We start from the raw sequence: 17,356 nt of genomic DNA, 5'->3' as shown, positions 1-17,356 counted from the left end.
CTGCACACTCGCGTCTGCGTGAACCCGGACCTATTGTACCCGGCCTGCGGCCCGATAAGTCGGACAGCCTCCTAGCCCGAGCGCACCAGCAGTGCCAGGGCGGCTGCCGTGACCAGCAGCAACAGCGTCGCGGTGGACCAGCGCCGCAGTCCCGCTTCGGCCTGCTCAAGGGTGCGCAGCCGGGTCAGGCGGTGGCGCATCCGCTCGCCGGCCATGCCGAGCCCCTCGCGCCAGCCTGCGACGCTGGTCCCGAGCCGATCCCAGCCGGCGACGAGCCGAGCCGTCGAGGCGGCGAGCACCACCACCAGGTCGCCGGCCGGCATGCGCGGCAGCCGCGCCAGGAGCGCCGCGGCGCCTGGCCCCGCCGCGAGCGCGCCCAGCAGGGCCGCCACCGGCGCGCCGAGCCGATGCGGGGACCATGCATCGGCGGCGGCGGCCATGGCCGCCAGCGACCCGACCGCGAGCACCAGCAGTACAAGGCCGACGGCGACGAGCGCTGCGCTGACGCGGTGCGCCCCGCCGCGTTCCGGCGACCGAGCCCCGCCGGCGGCGGCCACCGACGCGCCCAGCAGCAGTCCCACGCAGACCAGCGAGCCGAGCAGCGGGAACTCCGGGGCGTCGCCGCCGGCGGCGTTCACCAGCAGGGCCCCCAGCACGGCGCCGACGATCAACAGCGCGCACGCCAGCGCAAGTCCCCAGCCGACCAGGCGCCCATGGCGAGCCGCAGCGCCGTCGGCGAGCAGCAGGGCGGCAACGCCGATACCGGACAGCGCGAACGCCGCCGGCAGGAAGCCCCTGATGCCATCCGGCGCCGCGGACGGGTCCAGGCCGAGCCCCATCCCCATCCCCATCAGGCCGAGCCAAAGCGCGGCCAAGGCCGACAGCAGGTAGGCGATCAACGCTCGCGACGCCGACTGCAACAGCCCGGCCACCACGGCCCAGAGGCAACCGCCGAGTGTCAGCCAGGCCAGCAGTGCCGCCGCGCTCGGCCAGTGGACGCTCGTGATGGGCAGCAGGCGCCACAGGGGCAGCAGTCCGGCGGCCAGGGTGAATGCCACCATCGGCGCCAGTTGCGGCGACGACGCCGCTTGGGCGGCCGGCGCCAGCCAATAGTGCAGGCCCATCAGGCCCGCCTTGGCGCCGCAGCCCAACAACAACAATGCCAGCACGATGACGTGGTCGTCGCCCGCGGCCAGCGCCGTTCGCAGCGATCCGAAATCCAATCCCGCGCCGCCCTTCGCCAGCAGCAGCAGCGCCTCCAGGATGAGCAGATCCGCAATCACCACCGACACCAGCAGTCCGCCGCCCCCGCGCCCGCCGCCGAGGAGACCGTAGAGGGGGTAGGCGGCGAGGACCGAAGCGGCCAGGAAGGACGGCAGATCCGCCGCCAGCGGCAGCCAGAGCGCACCGGCCATCGCCAGCAGAAACGCGGTTGCCCGGGGTGGCGTGTGCAGCCAGTCCGCCGCAAGCCATCCCGCCGCCAGCCACAGCAGGCCCACCGCCGCCAGCAGCCAGCGTCCGGTGGCATCGAGCAGCAGTGACCCGCCCAGCAGCAGCCCCGGCAGCGGCAGCACCGCTGCCGGTGCGGCGATGGCGACCAGCAGGGCGGGCAGCGCCGCCCAGGGCGCCAGGCGCAGCGCCGGTGCGCGCAGCGGCGGCAGCGCCAGCGCGGCGAGCAGGGCCAGGGGCCACAGCGGTGCGAGGACCGTGAGCCAGGGCACCGGCAACTGCCAGGCCATGTCTGCCCCTGGTCCGTTCATGGGTAGTGGAACTCCCGCTCCGCGATCAGCAGGGACCATTCCAGCGGCGAGACCGGCATGGACGCGAAGAGCCCGATCAGGAGCGAAAGTGCGGCGGTGACCAGCGGCGGCAGCAGTAACAGCCAGCCCGTCTCCGGCTGTAGGCGCCTGGCGCTGCTGCCGGACTGGGCACTCGTGGCGGGCTCGGGCCACGGCGTGGTGGGCTCGCGCATCCAGGCGGCATGCAGGATGGGCAGGAAATAGGCCGCATTGAGCAGGCTGCTGGCGATGAGCACATACAGCGGCCAGTGGACGCCGGCCTCCAGCGCACCCAGGCTGAGATACCACTTGCTGATGAAGCCCGCCATGGGCGGGACGCCGATCATGCCCAGCGCCGCGATGGTGAAGGCGCCCATGGTCCAGGGCATGCGCCGCCCGACGCCGTTCATCTCGCTGACCTTATGGATGCCGAGGGTCTCCGCCAGATTGCCGGCGCAAAAGAACAGGGTGATTTTCATCACGCCCTGATGCACCAGATGCACAATGCCGCCGACGCTCGCCAACGGACCGACGATGGCCACGCCGAGCACGATGTAGGACACCTGACTGACGGTTGAGAACGCGAGGCGGCGCTTGAGATCGTCCTGGAACAGGGCCCGCAGCGAGCCGTAGACGATGGTCACCGCCGCCACCAGCGCCAGCGGCCCCGTCACACCGAGCGCGGCGGCCTGCTCGATGCCGAAGACGTCGTAGACGATGAGCACCACGCCGAAGGCCCCCGCCTTCACCACCGCCACCGCATGCAGCAGCGCACTCACCGGTGCCGGCGCCACCATGGCCCGGGGCAGCCAGCCGTGCAGCGGCACCAGCGCGGCCTTGACGCCGACGCCGCCGATCAGCAGCGCAAAGATCGCGGTGAGCGCCGCCGGGTGACTGTCGGCGACGTCGCCGACGAAGCCCTGCGGCGCAAAGGTGAGGGTGCCGGTGAGGGTGTAGAGCCAGACGGTGCCGGCGAGCAGCAAGGCGCCCGCGAGCACCGTATGGGTGAGATAGACGACGCCGGCCTCGCGCGCCGCTTCGGTGCCGCGGTGCACCACCAGCGGGTAGGTGGTGAGCGTCAGCATCTCGAAGAACAACAGGAAGGTCAGCAGGTTACCCGCCATGGCCACGCCCACGGTGGCGGTGACACAGAGGCTGAAGAAACCGAAGAAGCGCGAGCGATGGGGCGAGTGCTCCAGATAGCCCACGGCGTAGACCGTGGTCACCAGCCAGAGCCCGGCGGAGAGCACCAGAAACAGCAGCGACAGTGCGCCCACCCGCAGCACCAGGTCCAGATCATCCAGCAGGGGCAGCCTCAGCTCGTAGCGCTGGCCATGATAGACGCCCCAGATCATCCAGCCCACCATGGCCAGCTTGAGAAAGGCCCCACCCAGGTTGAGCGCCGTGCGGGTGCGGACCCGCGCCTCGCCCAGAAAGAAGACCACCAGGCCCGGCAGCAGCGAGCTGGCCAGCACCAGCAGGGGCAGCAGCGCATCGGCGGGCAGACGGGGGTCGAACAGAGCGCTCATGCCGCGCTCCACGCCGCGAAGGCCGTGGCCATCGCCGCCGGCGCGGCGCCCACCTGTAACAGGGGCGAGATGAGGGGCAGCGTCAGCCCGAGCACGATGGCCGCCGCCGCCAGCAACAGCGCACTCCACTCCATGCCCGGCGGCACCGTGCGCAGGCGGCGCTCCCGCGCGGCGGGCGTGAAGGCATGCCCCACCACCTTGAAGACGTAGGCCGCCGCCAGCACCCCACCCAGCAGGATGACTACGACCAGCCCGAAGCGACCCTGCGCGAAGGCCGCCTTCAGCAGCAGCCATTTGCCAATGAAGCCGCCGCTCGGCGGCAGCCCCATGATGCTGACGCCCGCCAGCGCAAACGCCGTCAGCGTCAGCGGCAGCCGATGCACGGCGCTGTCGAGCTCGGCGATGCGGTCATGGCCGCCGAAGCGCAGCAGGTTGCCGGCGCTGAGGAACATGGCCGCCTTGGCGAGCCCATGCGCCAGGGCCAGGTAGAGCGCGCCGGTCCAGGCGGCGGCGCCGCCGGCCACCGCCAGCGGTAAGGCCAGGAACAGATAACCGATCTGCGCCACCGTGGAGTAGGCGATGAGCAGCTTCAGGCGCTCCTGGCGCAGGGCCAGCACCGAGCCCCAAAGCACCGCCGCCACACCCAGCAGACCCAGCAGCTCGGCGGCCCAGCGGCCGCCGCCGCCGAGCACATCCAGCCACAGTCGCAGCAGCAGGTAGAACGATGCCTTGACCACCAGCGCCGAGAGCACCGCGCTCACCGGTGCCGGCGCACTGCCGTGCGCCGGCGGCAGCCAGAAGTGGAACGGGAACAGCGCCGTCTTCAGAATCAAGCCCGCCATCATCGCCGCCGCTGCCACCTGCGACGCGGGGCGCGGCGCATCCGGGATGCAGGCCGCCACCAGGCCGATGTCCACGCTGCCACAGCTGTGGTAGAGCAGGGCCACGCCGAGCAGGTAGGACAAGGAGCCGAGCACGCTCACCAGCAGGTAGCGGATGGCGCCCGTCAGCGCCGCGGCGCCGCCGCCCAGCGCCGTCAGGCTCACCGCCGCGAAGCCGAGCAGCTCCAGCGTGACATAGAGATTGAACAGGTCGGCGGATAGATAGAGCGCGTTCAGGGCCGTCCACAACAGCAGCCAGAGGGGCCAGAAAAACACGCGCGCATGCGCGTCGTCGCGGAAATAGGCCGCCGCATACAGGCTCACCGTCACGCCCACCAGCGCCGTCATCGCCAGCAGTGCGGCGCTCAGGCCGTCGGCGCGCCAGAGAATACCGAGGGGTGCGGCCCAACCGCCGAGCAGGGTGTGCGCGGTGCCCGCGGCGGCCACCTCGAGGGTCAGCGCGAACGTCACCGCGGCGGTGAGCACCGCGGCGACCAGACCAAGAATGACCGCACGCCGCGGTAGCAGGAAGCACAACAGCGCAGCCGCCAGCGGCACGAAGACGACGGCCAGCATCCAGGCCGGCGCGGCCAAGACTGGGAGCATCATTCAGTCGCCCATGTCGTCGCCGAGGGTGGTGCGGCCGGTCAGCGCCCGCAGCCGCACGATCAGCGCCAGCGCCAGGCCGGTGGCGGCGACGGCGACGACGATACCGGTCAGCACCATAGCCTGCGGCACCGGATCCGCCGCCATGGGCGCGTCGGCGTCGGGGGTGCGTCGGGCGAGGCCGATGAACACCAGAAAGACACCGCTGCTCATGATGTTGAGCGCCAGAACCTTGCGCAGCAGATGGGCGTGCACGATGAGCGCATAGAGCCCGAGCACCACCAGCGCCATGCCGATGAGGGCCCAGAATACGGCCTGGGTCACGGGCGCCCCCCGGCGAACAGCGCGGCGAGCACGACACCGATGGAGAGCATGGCCGCGAGCTCGATGGTGAGGATCAGTGTCTTCGCCTGCGCCGGCGGCCAGTCCAGCGGGGCGCCGCCCGGCAGCAGGGCGGCGGCGGCCCCGAGCGCGGCGAACACGGCGACGCCGAGCACCACCGCCAGCCGCAGCACCAGCGCCTGCGCCCATCCGGGCAGGGGTTGTCCGCTCAGGCACAGCAGAATGCCGACACCCCCCAGGAGCGAGCCCGCCTGAAAGGCGCCTCCCGGGGCATGGGCGCCGGCCCAAAGCAGGTAACCGGCCACCAGCACCATCAGCGGCGCCAGCAGCCGTGGCAGCTGGCGCAGCAGCGGCCCGGGCGCATTGCCGGCGCAGCCGCGCGCCCGGCCGACGGACCAGGTGCCCACCAGCGCGAGCACCAGGACCACCAGCTCCAACAGGGTGTCATAGCCGCGGAAGTTCAGCAGCACGGCGGTCACCGGGTGGGAGACGCCGCTGTCGTCGATGCGCCCGGCGACGGCGGCCGCCAGCCCCGGTGCCGGCTGCGCCAACGCCAGCACCGCCAGCGCCAGGCCGCCGAAGACGGCGAGCAGCACCAGCGCCAGCAGCACCCGCGCGGCGCGCGGCAGCGCCGTGTCTGCGGGCACGGGGCGAGCGGCGCCTGCCGGCGCCTGCACCCCGCCGCCGCCATGCCGTGGCGTTGCCCGTTGCGCGCTCATGTCCCGTCCCCCTCGCCATCGTCGGCGGCCCGGCCACGGCCGATGGGCGGCTCCAGACGCGCCAGCGCCGCCAACAGCAGGGCACCGGTGACACCGGCGCCGATGGCCATCTCCGCGAGGGCGACGTCAACGGCATACAGCCGTGCCCACACCAACGCCAGCACCAGCCCGAAGGCGATGAACAGCACCACCGCCCGAAACAGCGCCGGCGTGGATAGGGTGCGCCAGGCGAGCCACAGCAAAAGCAGTGCCAGCACGCCATCCAGCGCCCAGTCGAGGAGGCTCAGCCCTGCCATGGCTTGATCCGGCGTGCCCGGGCCCAGCTTGCCACCAGCTGGCTCGCGGCGCCCGAGGCCGTGAGCACCAGCAGCCAGATCACCAGCAGCTTGCCGGCGGCGGCGGCCGACTCCGCCCGTAGCATGAGTCCGAGCACGATGAGCCCGAGGCCCAGGTTGTCGGCCTTGGTGAGGGCATGCAGGCGGGTGTAGACATCGGGGAAGCGCAACAGTCCGACGGTGCCGGCGAGGAAGAAGCCGGCGCCGGCGAGCAGCAAGCCGATGGACAGGCTATGGATCACGGCCGCTGTCCCGATCGGGGGTGGGTGTCTTGACGCTGGCGGTGAAGGCGATCACGGCGATGACCGCCAGCAGCGCCAGCACCAGGGCCACGTCGCGCAGCGCGGGCAGTGCCAGCGCCTCCGCCAGCAGCAACAGGATGGCCGCCGCCGTGGTGCCGAAGAGCTGCGCGGCCAGCATGCGATCGGCCGCCGTCGGCCCATGGCGCACCCGCCAGAAGCCGGCGGCCAGGGTCAGCAGCAGAAACACGGCGAGTCCGAGATAGAGCAGGGTCATGCGTCGGATCCCGGGCCGGACCGCCGGGCGGGCGGCGCCGGGGCCGTCGGCGCCCGCAGCGCGACGCCGAACATCCAGGCGACCTGGGCCTCCAGCAACGCCAGCTCGTCGGTACAATCCTGGGTGGCATCGAGCACATGCACCCGCAGCCGCGCGCCGCTGACGATGGCCAGGGTGCCGGGCATCAGGCTCACCAGGCTCGCCAGCATCACCGGCGCCGGTCCGGGCGGCAGCCGCAGTCGGTAGTCGAACATCGCCGGCGCCAGCGGCATCCGCGGCTTGAAGGCCCGCGCCGCGACATCGATGCCACCGTACAACGACTGCCATAGAAAAAATGGCAACAGCAACAGGCCCCGCAGCACCGTCGGCAGCAGGGCACGCGGCATACCCGCGTCCCGCGGCTCGGGAATCAACAGTGGCAGCGCAGCCGCTATCGCAGCGAAGAGTGCGCCGAGCACCAGGCCATCGGCGCGAGCGTCCGTCAGCAGCCACCAAATCCCAAAGAATAGCGCAAAGCGCCCCAATCCTCCGAGCAACTGCGACAGTCGTCTTGACGACTGGCCGGCCGTCTGCGCGCCGTCGGCCCCCCCTGTCTGATCTCCCAAGGGCGGTTCCACCACAATCAGGCTCCTGACCATCAACCTATCGCGGTGCGACCGCCGCCCGCCTGCGGCCCATATGATGGGGCCCGATGGACGGGTATCCAGCCCTCGCAGGTGCACGATGGGCCTGTGCCGACTGGCTGCGAGCCCGGGTGCCTCGGGTGTCATGGGGGCAATGTGAGTGTCGCTGCCGATGGGTCACGCGATAGGATATCGCTGACGTTGCCATCAGCGGCGAGCGCGTCGGGCCATCGCGCCCCGCTGGGGTCGACTTCGTGTCAAGCACGCAAACTTACGAGACTCAGCGCATGATGAAGAATCCCACCGTCGAAGCCTTGATCGCCATCATCGCGGCCCTGCTGGTGGCCGCTGGTGTGGCCTGGGCGGGCAGCCAGCATGGGCTGAGCGTCGGCGGGGTGTCGCTGTTCGCGCTGGCCACCGTGGTGGCCTTCGCGATCCAGTGGCTGGTGTTCGTGCCGTCCTATCGGGCGCAGACGGAGCAGTTCTACGACATCACCGGCAGTGCGACCTATCTGACGGTGGTGATCGGCACGTTGCTGCTGGCGGGGCGATTCGATGCGCGGTCTCTGCTGCTGACGCTGCTGGTGTGTCTCTGGGCGGCGCGGCTCGGGACCTTTTTGTTCCGGCGGATTCAAAAAGCCGGCGCCGATACCCGCTTCGATGACATCAAGCCGTCGTTCGTGCGCTTCCTGATGGCCTGGACGCTGCAGGGGCTGTGGGTGTCTCTGACGCTGAGTGCTGCGCTGGCGGCGATGACGACGGCGTCAGCGCCGGCCTTCGGCGTGATGGGCTGGGTGGGGCTGGCCGTGTGGCTGCTCGGTTTCGGCATCGAGGCCGTCGCCGATGCGCAGAAGCAGGCGTTTCGCAACGACCCGGCCAACAAGGGCCGGTTCATCCACTCCGGGCTCTGGGCCTGGTCGCGGCATCCGAATTACTTCGGTGAGATCACACTGTGGAGCGGCGTTGCGTTGATTGCGCTGCCGGCGCTCGCCGGCTGGCAGTACGTGACGTTGATCTCGCCGGTGTTCGTGTATTTCCTGCTGTCCCGGGTCAGCGGCATTCCGATGCTGGAGTCGCGCGCGGATGCGCGTTGGGGGGACGAGCCGGCGTATCAGGCGTACAAGGCGCGCACGCCGGTGCTGTTGCCGCGACCGCCGCGCAGTCATGACTAGCCCCGTGTCAGACGGGTTGGGGCAGGTGTCTGGCGCGGCGCTGTCCGTCGACTCTGGAATCCACACGCCAGTGTTGGATCGGCGGCCCGGCATCGGCGCGCGCCGCGCGCTCAAGCCGCACCAATCGCCGCTTCGAGGGCCTGCAGCAGTGCGGCATTCTCCCGCGGGGTGCCGACGGTGATGCGCAGGCAGTCGGCGAGCAGCGGGTGGCCGCCGTCGAGCTTCTTGATGAGCACGCCACGCGCCAGCAGGCCCTGGAAGACGGCGCCGGCCCGGCCCGGCGCGGTGCGCGCCAGGATAAAATTGGCTTCGCTCGGATAGGGCGTGATGCCGTCGAGGGCGGCGAGGGCGTCGAAGAGCGCTGCGCGCGCTTCGCGGATGGCGGCGGTCTGTGCGTGCCAGGCGTCACGGTGGCGCAGCGCAAAGGTGGCGCTGGCCTGGGTGAGCACATTGATGTTGTAGGGCAGGCGCACCTTGTCGATCTCGGTGAGCCAGTCGGGCGGGCCGGCCAGGTAACCCAGACGCAGCCCGGCGAGGCCCATCTTGGAGACCGTGCGCATCACCAGCAGGTTCGGCCACTCGCCCACACGCGGGATGAAGCTCCGGTCGGTGAAGGGCGCGTAGGCCTCGTCGACGATCACGAGTCCAGGGCTCGCCTGAATGATCTGCTCGATGGCGGCGACGTCGAACAGGTTGCCGGTGGGGTTGTTGGGGTAGGCGATATAGGTCAGCGCCGGCGCTTCGCGGGCGATGGCCGCGAGGGTGGCGTCCAGATCGAGCCCGAAGTCCGCCGTGCGCAACGCCACCCCAACGTAATCCATGCCGGCGAACAGGGCGATCATCCGGTACATGACGAAGCCCGGGTCCAGTGAGAGCACCTTGCGGCCGGGCCGGGCGACGGCGAGTGCGAGCATCTGGATCAGCTCGTCGGAGCCGTTGCCGAGCAGCAGCGCCATGTCCGGCGGGATGTCCATGGCCGCGCGCAGGGCGGCTTGCAGCCCGCGGCCCCGGGGATCAGGATAACGGTTGAGCGCCGCCTCGCGCAGGGTGGTCAGCCAGTCCTCGCGCAGCGCCTCGGGCCATGGATAGGGGCTCTCCATGGCGTCGAGCTTGATGAGCCCGGCGCTGTCGGGGACGTGATAGGCACTCAGGGCCTGGATCTCGGGGCGGATCAGATCGGCTGGGGTCATGGTGCAGTGCGCGGTGCGAATGGCAGGGCGCCGGGGGAGACCCGGCCCGGGCCCCTGGCGGCGGATGGAGGTTGCGGGATGGATTCGGGTCGCTGCGCCGTGGCTGCCCGATGGATCGCGCCGATCTCGATGCTCGCCCCGGCCCGCCGTCACTCTCCGCGATATTCCGCCGAGCGCGCATGCGCCGTCAGTCCCTCGCCGCGGGCCAGTACCGATGCGGTCCTGGCCAGTGCCGCGGCGCCGGCGGGGGAGGCCATGATCAGGCTGGAGCGCTTCTGAAAGTCGTAGACGCCCAGCGGCGAGCTGAAGCGTGCGGTGCCCGAGGTCGGCAGCACATGGTTGGGCCCGGCGCAGTAGTCGCCCAGGGCCTCGGCGGTGTGACGCCCCATGAAGATGGCGCCGGCGTTGCGGATCTTGCCGGCCAGCGCTTGCGGGTCGGCGACCGACAGCTCCAGGTGCTCGGGGGCGATGCGGTTGGCAACGTCGGCGGCGTCGTCCATATCACGGGCCAGCACCAGGGCGCCGCGGTCCTGCAACGCGGTAGCGATGATGTCCCGGCGCTCCAGCGTCGGCAGCAGCTTGTCGATGCTCGCGGCGACGCGGTCCAGATAATCCGCATCCCAGGCCACCAGAATGGACTGGGCATCTTCGTCGTGCTCGGCCTGGCTGAAGAGATCCATGGCGATCCAATCCGGGTCGGTGTCGCCGTCGCAGAGGATAAGAATCTCTGAGGGGCCTGCCACCATGTCGATACCCACCTGTCCGAACACGGCACGTTTGGCGGTAGCCACGTAAATGTTGCCCGGGCCGACGATCTTGTCGCAGGCGGGCACGTGCTCGGTACCGTAGGCCAGTGCGGCGACGGCCTGGGCGCCGCCGATGGCGAAGGTTTTGTCGACACCGGCGATATGGGCGGCGGCGAGGACCAGCTCGTTGAGCTCGCCGTCGGGTGTGGGCACCACCATCACCAACTCCGGCACGCCGGCGACCTTGGCCGGTATGGCGTTCATCAGCACCGAGGACGGGTAGGCTGCCTTGCCACCGGGCACATAGAGCCCGACGCGGTCCAGCGGTGTCACCTTTTGCCCGAGCAGGGTGCCGTCCGGCTCGTGATAGCTCCAATCCTGCAGTTTCTGGTGCGCGGCATAGGCGCGGATGCGCTCGGCGGCGGCCGCCAGCGCGTCGCGCTGCGCCAGGGGAATGGTCTCTGCGGCCTGTGCCAAACGGGCGCCGGGGATGGCCAGTGCCGCCGCGCTCGCGGGCTGCCAGCGGTCGAAGCGGGCGGTGAGCTCGATGAGTGCGGCATCGCCGCGGCTGCGCACGGCGTCGATGATGTCGTCGACGGTGCGCTGCACACTGCGGTCGGAGACCGACTCCCAGGCCAGCAGGGCGTCGAGCCGTGCGGCGAAATCGGCGTCGGCGGTGCTGAGACGGGCGATGTTGGGCATGGCGATGCTCCGGTGTCTGTGCGATGACGGCGGGGCGCTTGGTCTGTTGCCGATCCCTGGCACCCTCCGACGGCAGTGTGTGTGGGCTCGGCGGTGATGGTGTCTCGGGGTGATCAGGCGGCCTGTTGGGTCACCGCGCCGCGCAGCGCTTCCAGCAGGGCCATGACCCGCGCGTGCTTCATTTTCCACGATGCCTTGTTCACCACCAGCCGCGAGCTGATGTCGCAGATATGCTCCAGGGGCACCAGCCCATTGGCCTTGAGCGTATTGCCGCTCTCCACCAGGTCCACGATGAGATCCGCCAGGCCCACCAGGGGTGCCAGTTCCATGGAGCCGTACAGCTTGATGATTTCCACCTGTTGGCCCTTGGCGGCGAAATGCCGCTCTGCGCAGCGCACGTATTTGGTGGCGATGCGTTGGCGTCGGCAGTCCGTGCGGCCGTCGAGGCGCGCATCCGGCTTACCTGCGACCATCAGGCGGCAGCGCGCAATGCCCAGATCCAGCGGCTCGTAGAGCCCCCCGCCGCCGTGCTCCAGCAGCACGTCCTTGCCGGCGATGCCGAGGTCCGCGGCGCCGTATTCCACATACGTGGGGACGTCGCTGGCACGGATGATGACCAGCTTTACCCGCGGGTCGTTGGTGTCCAGGATCAGCTTGCGGCTCGTCTCCGGGTCTTCGATGGCGCGGATGCCGCCCGCCGCCAGCAGCGGCATGGCCTGCTCGAAAATCCGACCCTTCGAGAGGGCGATGGTGAGGGTGTCAGCCATGGTGTCTTGCGAAGTCACGCGTGTCGAAGGACGGGTGTCGAGTGATGTTGCGATGCTGCCCCGAGCCTCGCGCCTCGAAACTCGGCCTGCTCGTCAGGCATGCACGCGTCGGATGACGGCGCCGAGGGCGGAGAGCTTCTCTTCGATGTGATCATAGCCGCGGTCGATGTGGTAAATGCGGTCCACGAGGGTGTCGCCCGCCGCCACCAGACCAGACAGTACCAGGCTCGCCGATGCACGCAAGTCGGTGGCCATCACCGGGGCCGCCGTGAGTTGCTCCACGCCGCGGCAGATGGCCGTATTGCCCTCGATGCGGATGTCTGCGCCCAGGCGCTGCAGCTCCAGCACGTGCATGAAACGATTCTCGAATACGGTTTCCGTCACGATGCCCGTGCCCTCGGCGATACTGTTCAATGCGCAGAACTGGGCCTGCATATCCGTCGGGAAGGCCGGGTGGGGCGCCGTGTGGATGTCCACCGCCCGCGGTCGGCGCCCGGCCATGTCCACTTCGATCCAGTGCTCACCGGTGGTGACGCTCGCCCCGCACTCACGCAGCTTGCCGAGCACCGCCTCGAGCAGGTCAGCGCGGGTCTCGCGCACGCGGACCCGGCCACCGGTCATGGCCGCCGCCACCAGGTAGGTGCCGGTTTCGATGCGATCCGGCAGCACGCTGTACGCGCAGCCCGTCAGCCCGTCGACGCCGTCGATGACAATGGTGTCGGTGCCCGCACCCTGGATGCGCGCACCCATTGTATTGAGAAACCGCGCCAGGTCCTCGACCTCGGGCTCGCGGGCGGCGTTTTCGAGGACCGTGCGTCCCTCGGCCAGCACCGCCGCCATCATCAGGTTCTCGGTACCCGTGACCGTGACGATGTCCATGCAATAACGCGCGCCCCGGAGCCGCTCGGCGCGGGCCCGCACGTAGCCGTTCTCGACGGCGATGTCCGCACCCATGGCCCGCATGCCGTCGATATGCAGGTTCACGGGCCTGGCGCCAATGGCGCAGCCGCCGGGCAGTGACACTTGTGCCTCGCCGAAGCGGGCAAGCAGCGGCCCCAGCACCAGGATGGACGCCCGCATGGTCTTCACCAGGTCATAGGGCGCCTCGAGACGCGTGACATCCCTGGCATCGACGTGGATGCGCATCCCTTCACCCACGGTCAGATGCGCACCCATGCGTCCGAGCAGCTCCATGGTGGTGGTGATGTCGCGCAGGTGCGGCACGTTGCTCAGCAGGCACTCGCCCTCGGCGGCGAGCAGGGTCGCGGCCAAAATGGGGAGTGCCGCATTCTTGGCGCCAGATGCGCGCACCTCGCCATCAAGACGGTTACCGCCGGTGATCAGGAGCTTGTCCATGTGGCGTTGAGCCTGTCGGGTCAGGGTGATGGCGGCGTTGCGGTGGCGGCCGGCCGGCGTGCGGGGGTGAACTCTGGCGCAACGTTCGGATGCGTGCTGTGGTCACCCGAACTGCCGGTCTGGCGCCTGAACGTGTGCTGTCGCTTCGCGTCGGCGGGTGGGTCGACCATCGCGATCCCGGCGCACTGGAGACGGCGTCGGTTGCGCGTGACCCGCTTCACGCCCGGACGCCGACGTCCGCCGCCCCCGCGGCGGGGTCGGGCTGCTCGCCGAGACCGAGCAAGGCATCGACGTTGGCGAGCGCTGCCAGTCGCTGCATGGCCAGTGGCACGTTGTGCAGCACCAGCGTCGCACCATCGGCTCGCAACTGCGCTTGCCACTCCAACAGCAGCGCGACACCGGCGCTGCTGGGCTTGCCTACGCCGGCGAGGTCGAGCATGACTTGTTGCTGCTCACCTGGCTCGAGGCGCTTGGTGGCGAGTGCACTGACGGCGCTGAGGGTCAGATCGCCCGCCAGCCGCCACCGACCATCACCCAGTGCCATGAGCTGCGCCGCGTGCGCGTGCTGTCTGCGGCCCATGCTAAGTGCCTGCGGCCTTGGCCTCCAGCTCTTGGATCAGACCATCGACGCCGGAGCGCCCGATGATGGCTCGGAACTGGCCGCGGTAACTGGAGATCATGCTGACGTTCTCGATGACCAGATCGTACACTTTCCAGCTGCCGTGCGCGTCGTGCATGCGATAGTCGATGGGGATGGGCGGACCGCCGCCGCCGGTCACCTCCGTGGGCACGACCACGGTGCCATCGCGGGTACCGGCACGCGCGGGCTGATAGATGACGTCTTCGCCGGAGTACCTGGCCAGGGACCTGGCATAGGTGCTGATGAGCAGCGCCCGAAATGCCGATACCAGCTGGCGACGCTGTGCGGGGCTCGCTCGCGCCCAGTCGCGACCGACGGCGGAGCGGGTGATGAGCTCGAAATCGAAGTGCGGCGCCAGCTTGTCGCCGACCAGGTCGTAAATGGCCGCGGGGTTACCGTCGAGCTGGTCGCGGCGGTTCTCGAGGGTGCGCAGTGTCTCCTCGGCCGTGCGCCGCACCAGTTGCTCGGCGTCGGTGTCTGCGGCGGCCGGAGCCGGCAGCCCCATCGCGAGCATCGTGAAGGCTGCCGTCAGCCACGCCGCCAGCATGGTCGGTATGATGCCGTGTCGTCTGCGCACGGGGCCGCCATCCCCGCCGCCCGTCGCAGCGCAGCACACGGGCTTGGGCGTGACGCGGCCTGTCGGTCGTTGCGCGAGTGTCATTGGGCGCCCTCCTGGGCTTGGTTGAAGAGGAACTGGCCGATCATGCGTTCCAGCACGAGTGCCGACTGCGTGTGCTCGATCTGATCGCCGTTGGTGAGATAGTCCGGACTGCCACCCGGGTCGAGAGCCACGTATTGCTCGCCCAGCAGCCCCGCCGTATAGATATTGGCGAAGGTATCGGTGGGAATCTGGTCGTAGGCGGGCTCGATACGCAGCGTCACCACCGCCTGATAGGTCTGTGCGTCGAAGCCGATGGACTCCACCCGCCCCAGGCGCACACCGGCCATGCTCACCGGCGCGCGTACCTTGAGGCTGCCGACATTGTCGAAGCGTGCGATCAGCGCGTAGCCGTCGCCGGCGCCGGCGGCGCTGAGGTTGCTGACACGCATGGCCAGGAAGAACAGGGCGACGAAGCCCAGCGCCATGAACGCCCCCACCAGAATCTCCATCGTGCGCGTCGTGCCCATGCCTCAGTCTCCGAACATCAAAGCCGTCAGGATAAAATCCAGCCCCAGCACCGCCAGCGCCGCGTGCACCACCGAGCGTGTCGTGGCCCGACTGACGCCGGCGGCGGTCGGCGTGGCGTCATAGCCCTGAAAGAGCGCGATCCAGGTGACGACGACACCGAATACCAGGCTCTTGATGACGCCGTTGACCACGTCCCCGCGGAAGTCGAGCTTGGCCTGCATCTGACTCCAGAAGGCGCCGTCATCGACGCCGAGCAGACCGACCCCAACGAACCAGCCGCCGAGCACGCCGAGTGCGCTGAACATGGCCGCCAGCAGGGGCATCGCAAGACAGCCGCCGAAAAAGCGGGGTGTGAGCACCCGACGCACCGGGTTCACGGCCATCATCTCCAGCGCCGAGAGCTGCTCCGTCGCTTTCATCAGACCGATCTCGGCGGTCAGTGCCGAGCCGGCGCGGCCCGCCACCAGCAGCGCCGTGACCACGGGCCCGAGCTCGCGCACCAGGGAAGCGGCCACCATGACCCCCAGGCTTTCGGCCGCACCGAACTGATTCAGCACGTAGTAGCCCTGCAGGCCGAGCACCATGCCAACGAACAGGCCCGAGACGGCGATGATCAACACCGACAGCACGCCGATGTTGTAGATCTGTGCCAACAGCAGCCGCGGGCGCGGTAGCAGCTCGGGCAGTCCGGCGATGGCGGCGGCGAGCAGCATGTGCGCCCGGCCGACGCCGGCGAGTGCCGCCAGCCCGGAGCGCCCGAGTCGTGCGAGTGCCTCCATCACCATCGGCGCCGTCTCCCGACGGCGAGCAGTTCTTCGGCGAGGGGCGCCGCCGGGTAATGGAAGTGCACCGGGCCGTCCGGGGCGCCGTCGAGGAACTGGCGAACCCGGGGATCTGCGTGCGTCGATACTGCCGCGGGCGGGCCGCTGCACAGGATGCGGCCGCTGGCGATCACGTAGACATGGTCGGCGATGCCCAAAGTCTCCGGGACGTCGTGGGACACGATGATGCTGCTCAAGCCGCCGGCGTCATTGAGCTGGTGGACCAGGCTGACCAACACCCCCATGGAGATGGGATCCTGGCCGGTGAAGGGCTCGTCATACATGACCATCATCGGATCCAAGGCGATGGCGCGGGCCAGCGCCGCACGCCGGGCCATGCCGCCGGAGAGCTGCGCCGGCAGCAAGTCCGCGGCGCCGCGCAGGCCGACGGCCTGGAGCTTCATGAGCACCAGCCGCCGCAGCAGCGATGGCGGCAGCCGCCCGTGCTCGCGCAACGGAAAAGCGACGTTCTCGAACACCGTCAGATCATCGAGCAGCGCACCGCTCTGAAACAGCATACCCATGCGCGTGCGCAGCCGATACAGGTCTTGCAGACCGAGCCGATGCACATCCAGGCCGTCCACCTCGATGCTGCCCGCCTGTGGCCGGAGCTGGCCGCTGATCAGCTTCAGCAGCGTCGTCTTGCCGGTGCCGGAGGGGCCCATGATGGCGGTGACGGCGCCTCGCGGAATGTCCATGTCCACGCCGTCGAACACCACGGTGTCGCCGCGGCTGAAGTGCAAGCCGCGAACGCGCACCAGTGGCTCGGCACCGCCGGCGGTGGCTGCTGCTGGTGGCTCGGGACTGGAAGCGGTCGTGGCCGGGTGGTCGGGGACGCCATTCCCCATACGGTGACCCCCTAGGGCGGGTGGCGGAAACAGCCCGGCATTGTCTGGAGCGCACCGGTGGGCGTCAAGCCCATCGGCCTGTGCCCGACGCAAAAAGTGGGACTGCTAGCGCTCCGCAAGCCCGAGCAGTTGCTGCATCTGGCGCCAATTCGCCAATTGTGTGCTGGTGGGGCGGGTCAAAATGACCAGAGTGAACGCCGCCGCCGCTTGCGCACGCAGCCAGCGTGCGCCGGCGCGCAGATCCGGCACAAGCGCCTGCGGGCAGGCCACGGCACGCCCCGCAGGTGCGCTGGTAGCCGCGTCTGGTCGCAGCAGCGTGCCGATCCCCTCGGCGTGCCAGCGCACCCAGCCGCCGAGCCGCTGGCCGAGCGCTGCGGCCATGGCCGGCGGCGTCATCCCCGCCGACGTCATCCCCGCCGGCGCATCGGCCTGCGGCTGCTCCAGGAAGAAGCGGAAGGCCTCGTTGACGTCCCCGGCCCATTGCCCGATGGTCTCGATGCGCTGATTGCCCCAGGCGCATGCCGGCAGATAGACCGCGGCATAGTCATTGGCGAAGTAGCCGAGACGCCAGTCCTCGGGGAGGTCATCCGGGTAGTAGGTATCGGCGTCGGTGAGCGCCCACCAGCCTGCGGCTGCGATGGTCACCACCGGGGCTG

Annotated in this window: 18 protein-coding genes and 1 pseudogene; 1 reads left to right on the top strand and 18 read right to left on the bottom strand. The window is 69.8% G+C overall.

Features of this window, described 5'->3' with window-relative positions; translation table 11 throughout:
• Positions 1–71: 71 nt before the first annotated feature.
• From QZ588_RS10700 to QZ588_RS10665, 8 genes and pseudogenes are all read right to left on the bottom strand, one after another.
• Positions 72–1,760, bottom strand: coding sequence for a proton-conducting transporter membrane subunit (locus QZ588_RS10700; protein WP_295542524.1), 1,689 nt, complete (start codon positions 1,758–1,760; stop codon positions 72–74).
• On the bottom strand, positions 1,757–3,307 hold the full coding sequence (locus tag QZ588_RS10695; protein WP_295542522.1) for a proton-conducting transporter membrane subunit: 1,551 nt from the start codon (positions 3,305–3,307) through the stop codon (positions 1,757–1,759). Before QZ588_RS10695 ends, QZ588_RS10700 begins: the two co-directional genes overlap by 4 nt.
• Positions 3,304–4,797: a proton-conducting transporter membrane subunit gene (locus QZ588_RS10690; RefSeq protein WP_295542520.1), complete on the bottom strand. Its 1,494-nt coding sequence runs from the start codon at positions 4,795–4,797 to the stop codon at positions 3,304–3,306. The genes QZ588_RS10695 and QZ588_RS10690 overlap by 4 nt, the downstream gene beginning before the upstream one ends.
• Positions 4,798–5,085, bottom strand: a complete 288-nt coding sequence (locus QZ588_RS10685) for a cation:proton antiporter subunit C (protein WP_366929558.1) — start codon at positions 5,083–5,085, stop codon at positions 4,798–4,800.
• Positions 5,086–5,114: 29 nt separating this feature from the next.
• Positions 5,115–6,151: pseudogene (locus QZ588_RS10680) on the bottom strand (hydrogenase subunit MbhD domain-containing protein).
• A complete protein-coding gene (gene mnhG, locus QZ588_RS10675) occupies positions 6,139–6,432 on the bottom strand; it encodes a monovalent cation/H(+) antiporter subunit G (protein WP_295542516.1) in 294 nt (97 codons plus the stop codon). Before mnhG ends, QZ588_RS10680 begins: the two are co-directional and overlap by 13 nt.
• Positions 6,422–6,706: a monovalent cation/H+ antiporter complex subunit F gene (locus tag QZ588_RS10670; RefSeq protein ID WP_295542514.1), complete on the bottom strand. Its 285-nt coding sequence runs from the start codon at positions 6,704–6,706 to the stop codon at positions 6,422–6,424. Before QZ588_RS10670 ends, mnhG begins: the two co-directional genes overlap by 11 nt.
• On the bottom strand, positions 6,703–7,242 hold the full coding sequence (locus QZ588_RS10665) for a Na+/H+ antiporter subunit E (RefSeq protein WP_295542512.1): 540 nt from the start codon (positions 7,240–7,242) through the stop codon (positions 6,703–6,705). Before QZ588_RS10665 ends, QZ588_RS10670 begins: the two co-directional genes overlap by 4 nt.
• Positions 7,243–7,616: 374 nt before the next feature.
• On the opposite strand from QZ588_RS10665, the gene QZ588_RS10660 reads away from it, so the two are divergent.
• Complete coding sequence (locus QZ588_RS10660) at positions 7,617–8,501, top strand: DUF1295 domain-containing protein (protein WP_295542510.1); 885 nt, start codon at positions 7,617–7,619, stop codon at positions 8,499–8,501.
• Between the two features lie 110 nt (positions 8,502–8,611).
• Here QZ588_RS10660 and hisC read toward each other — a convergent pair whose 3' ends face one another.
• The 10 genes from hisC to QZ588_RS10610 all read right to left on the bottom strand — a co-directional run bounded on the left by hisC (position 8,612) and on the right by QZ588_RS10610 (position 17,345).
• Positions 8,612–9,691 carry a histidinol-phosphate transaminase gene (gene hisC, locus QZ588_RS10655; protein ID WP_295542508.1) on the bottom strand — a complete coding sequence of 360 codons (1,080 nt, stop codon included), beginning with the start codon at positions 9,689–9,691 and terminating at the stop codon, positions 8,612–8,614.
• A gap of 149 nt (positions 9,692–9,840) precedes the next feature.
• The gene (hisD, locus tag QZ588_RS10650) at positions 9,841–11,139 is read right to left on the bottom strand and encodes a histidinol dehydrogenase (RefSeq protein ID WP_295542506.1); all 1,299 of its coding nucleotides are present in this window, start codon (positions 11,137–11,139) and stop codon (positions 9,841–9,843) included.
• Between the two features lie 113 nt (positions 11,140–11,252).
• Positions 11,253–11,906 (bottom strand): ATP phosphoribosyltransferase, encoded by a 654-nt coding sequence (gene hisG, locus QZ588_RS10645; protein WP_295542504.1) that lies wholly within the window; start codon positions 11,904–11,906, stop codon positions 11,253–11,255.
• Positions 11,907–11,999: 93 nt separating this feature from the next.
• Entirely contained in the window at positions 12,000–13,262 is a 1,263-nt protein-coding gene (gene murA / locus QZ588_RS10640) for a UDP-N-acetylglucosamine 1-carboxyvinyltransferase (RefSeq protein ID WP_295542503.1), read from the bottom strand.
• 217 nt (positions 13,263–13,479) lie between these two features.
• Positions 13,480–13,842, bottom strand: coding sequence for an STAS domain-containing protein (locus QZ588_RS10635; RefSeq protein WP_295542502.1), 363 nt, complete (start codon positions 13,840–13,842; stop codon positions 13,480–13,482).
• A gap of 1 nt (position 13,843) precedes the next feature.
• On the bottom strand, positions 13,844–14,479 hold the full coding sequence (locus tag QZ588_RS10630) for a phospholipid-binding protein MlaC (RefSeq protein ID WP_295542501.1): 636 nt from the start codon (positions 14,477–14,479) through the stop codon (positions 13,844–13,846).
• 80 nt (positions 14,480–14,559) lie between these two features.
• On the bottom strand, positions 14,560–15,030 hold the full coding sequence (mlaD, locus tag QZ588_RS10625; protein WP_295542500.1) for an outer membrane lipid asymmetry maintenance protein MlaD: 471 nt from the start codon (positions 15,028–15,030) through the stop codon (positions 14,560–14,562).
• Positions 15,031–15,033: 3 nt separating this feature from the next.
• Positions 15,034–15,816 (bottom strand): lipid asymmetry maintenance ABC transporter permease subunit MlaE, encoded by a 783-nt coding sequence (gene mlaE / locus QZ588_RS10620; protein ID WP_295542499.1) that lies wholly within the window; start codon positions 15,814–15,816, stop codon positions 15,034–15,036.
• Positions 15,810–16,700, bottom strand: a complete 891-nt coding sequence (locus tag QZ588_RS10615; protein ID WP_295542497.1) for an ATP-binding cassette domain-containing protein — start codon at positions 16,698–16,700, stop codon at positions 15,810–15,812. The genes mlaE and QZ588_RS10615 overlap by 7 nt, the downstream gene beginning before the upstream one ends.
• 105 nt (positions 16,701–16,805) lie before the next feature.
• Positions 16,806–17,345: a hypothetical protein gene (locus QZ588_RS10610; RefSeq protein WP_295542495.1), complete on the bottom strand. Its 540-nt coding sequence runs from the start codon at positions 17,343–17,345 to the stop codon at positions 16,806–16,808.
• Positions 17,346–17,356: the final 11 nt, after the last annotated feature.

Origin of the sequence: uncultured Thiohalocapsa sp., assembly GCF_913062725.1 — a bacterium.
GTDB lineage: Bacteria > Pseudomonadota > Gammaproteobacteria > Chromatiales > Chromatiaceae > Thiohalocapsa.
Note: the sequence above shows the minus strand (reverse complement) of the source record. Positions and strands in the feature narration are given on the sequence as shown.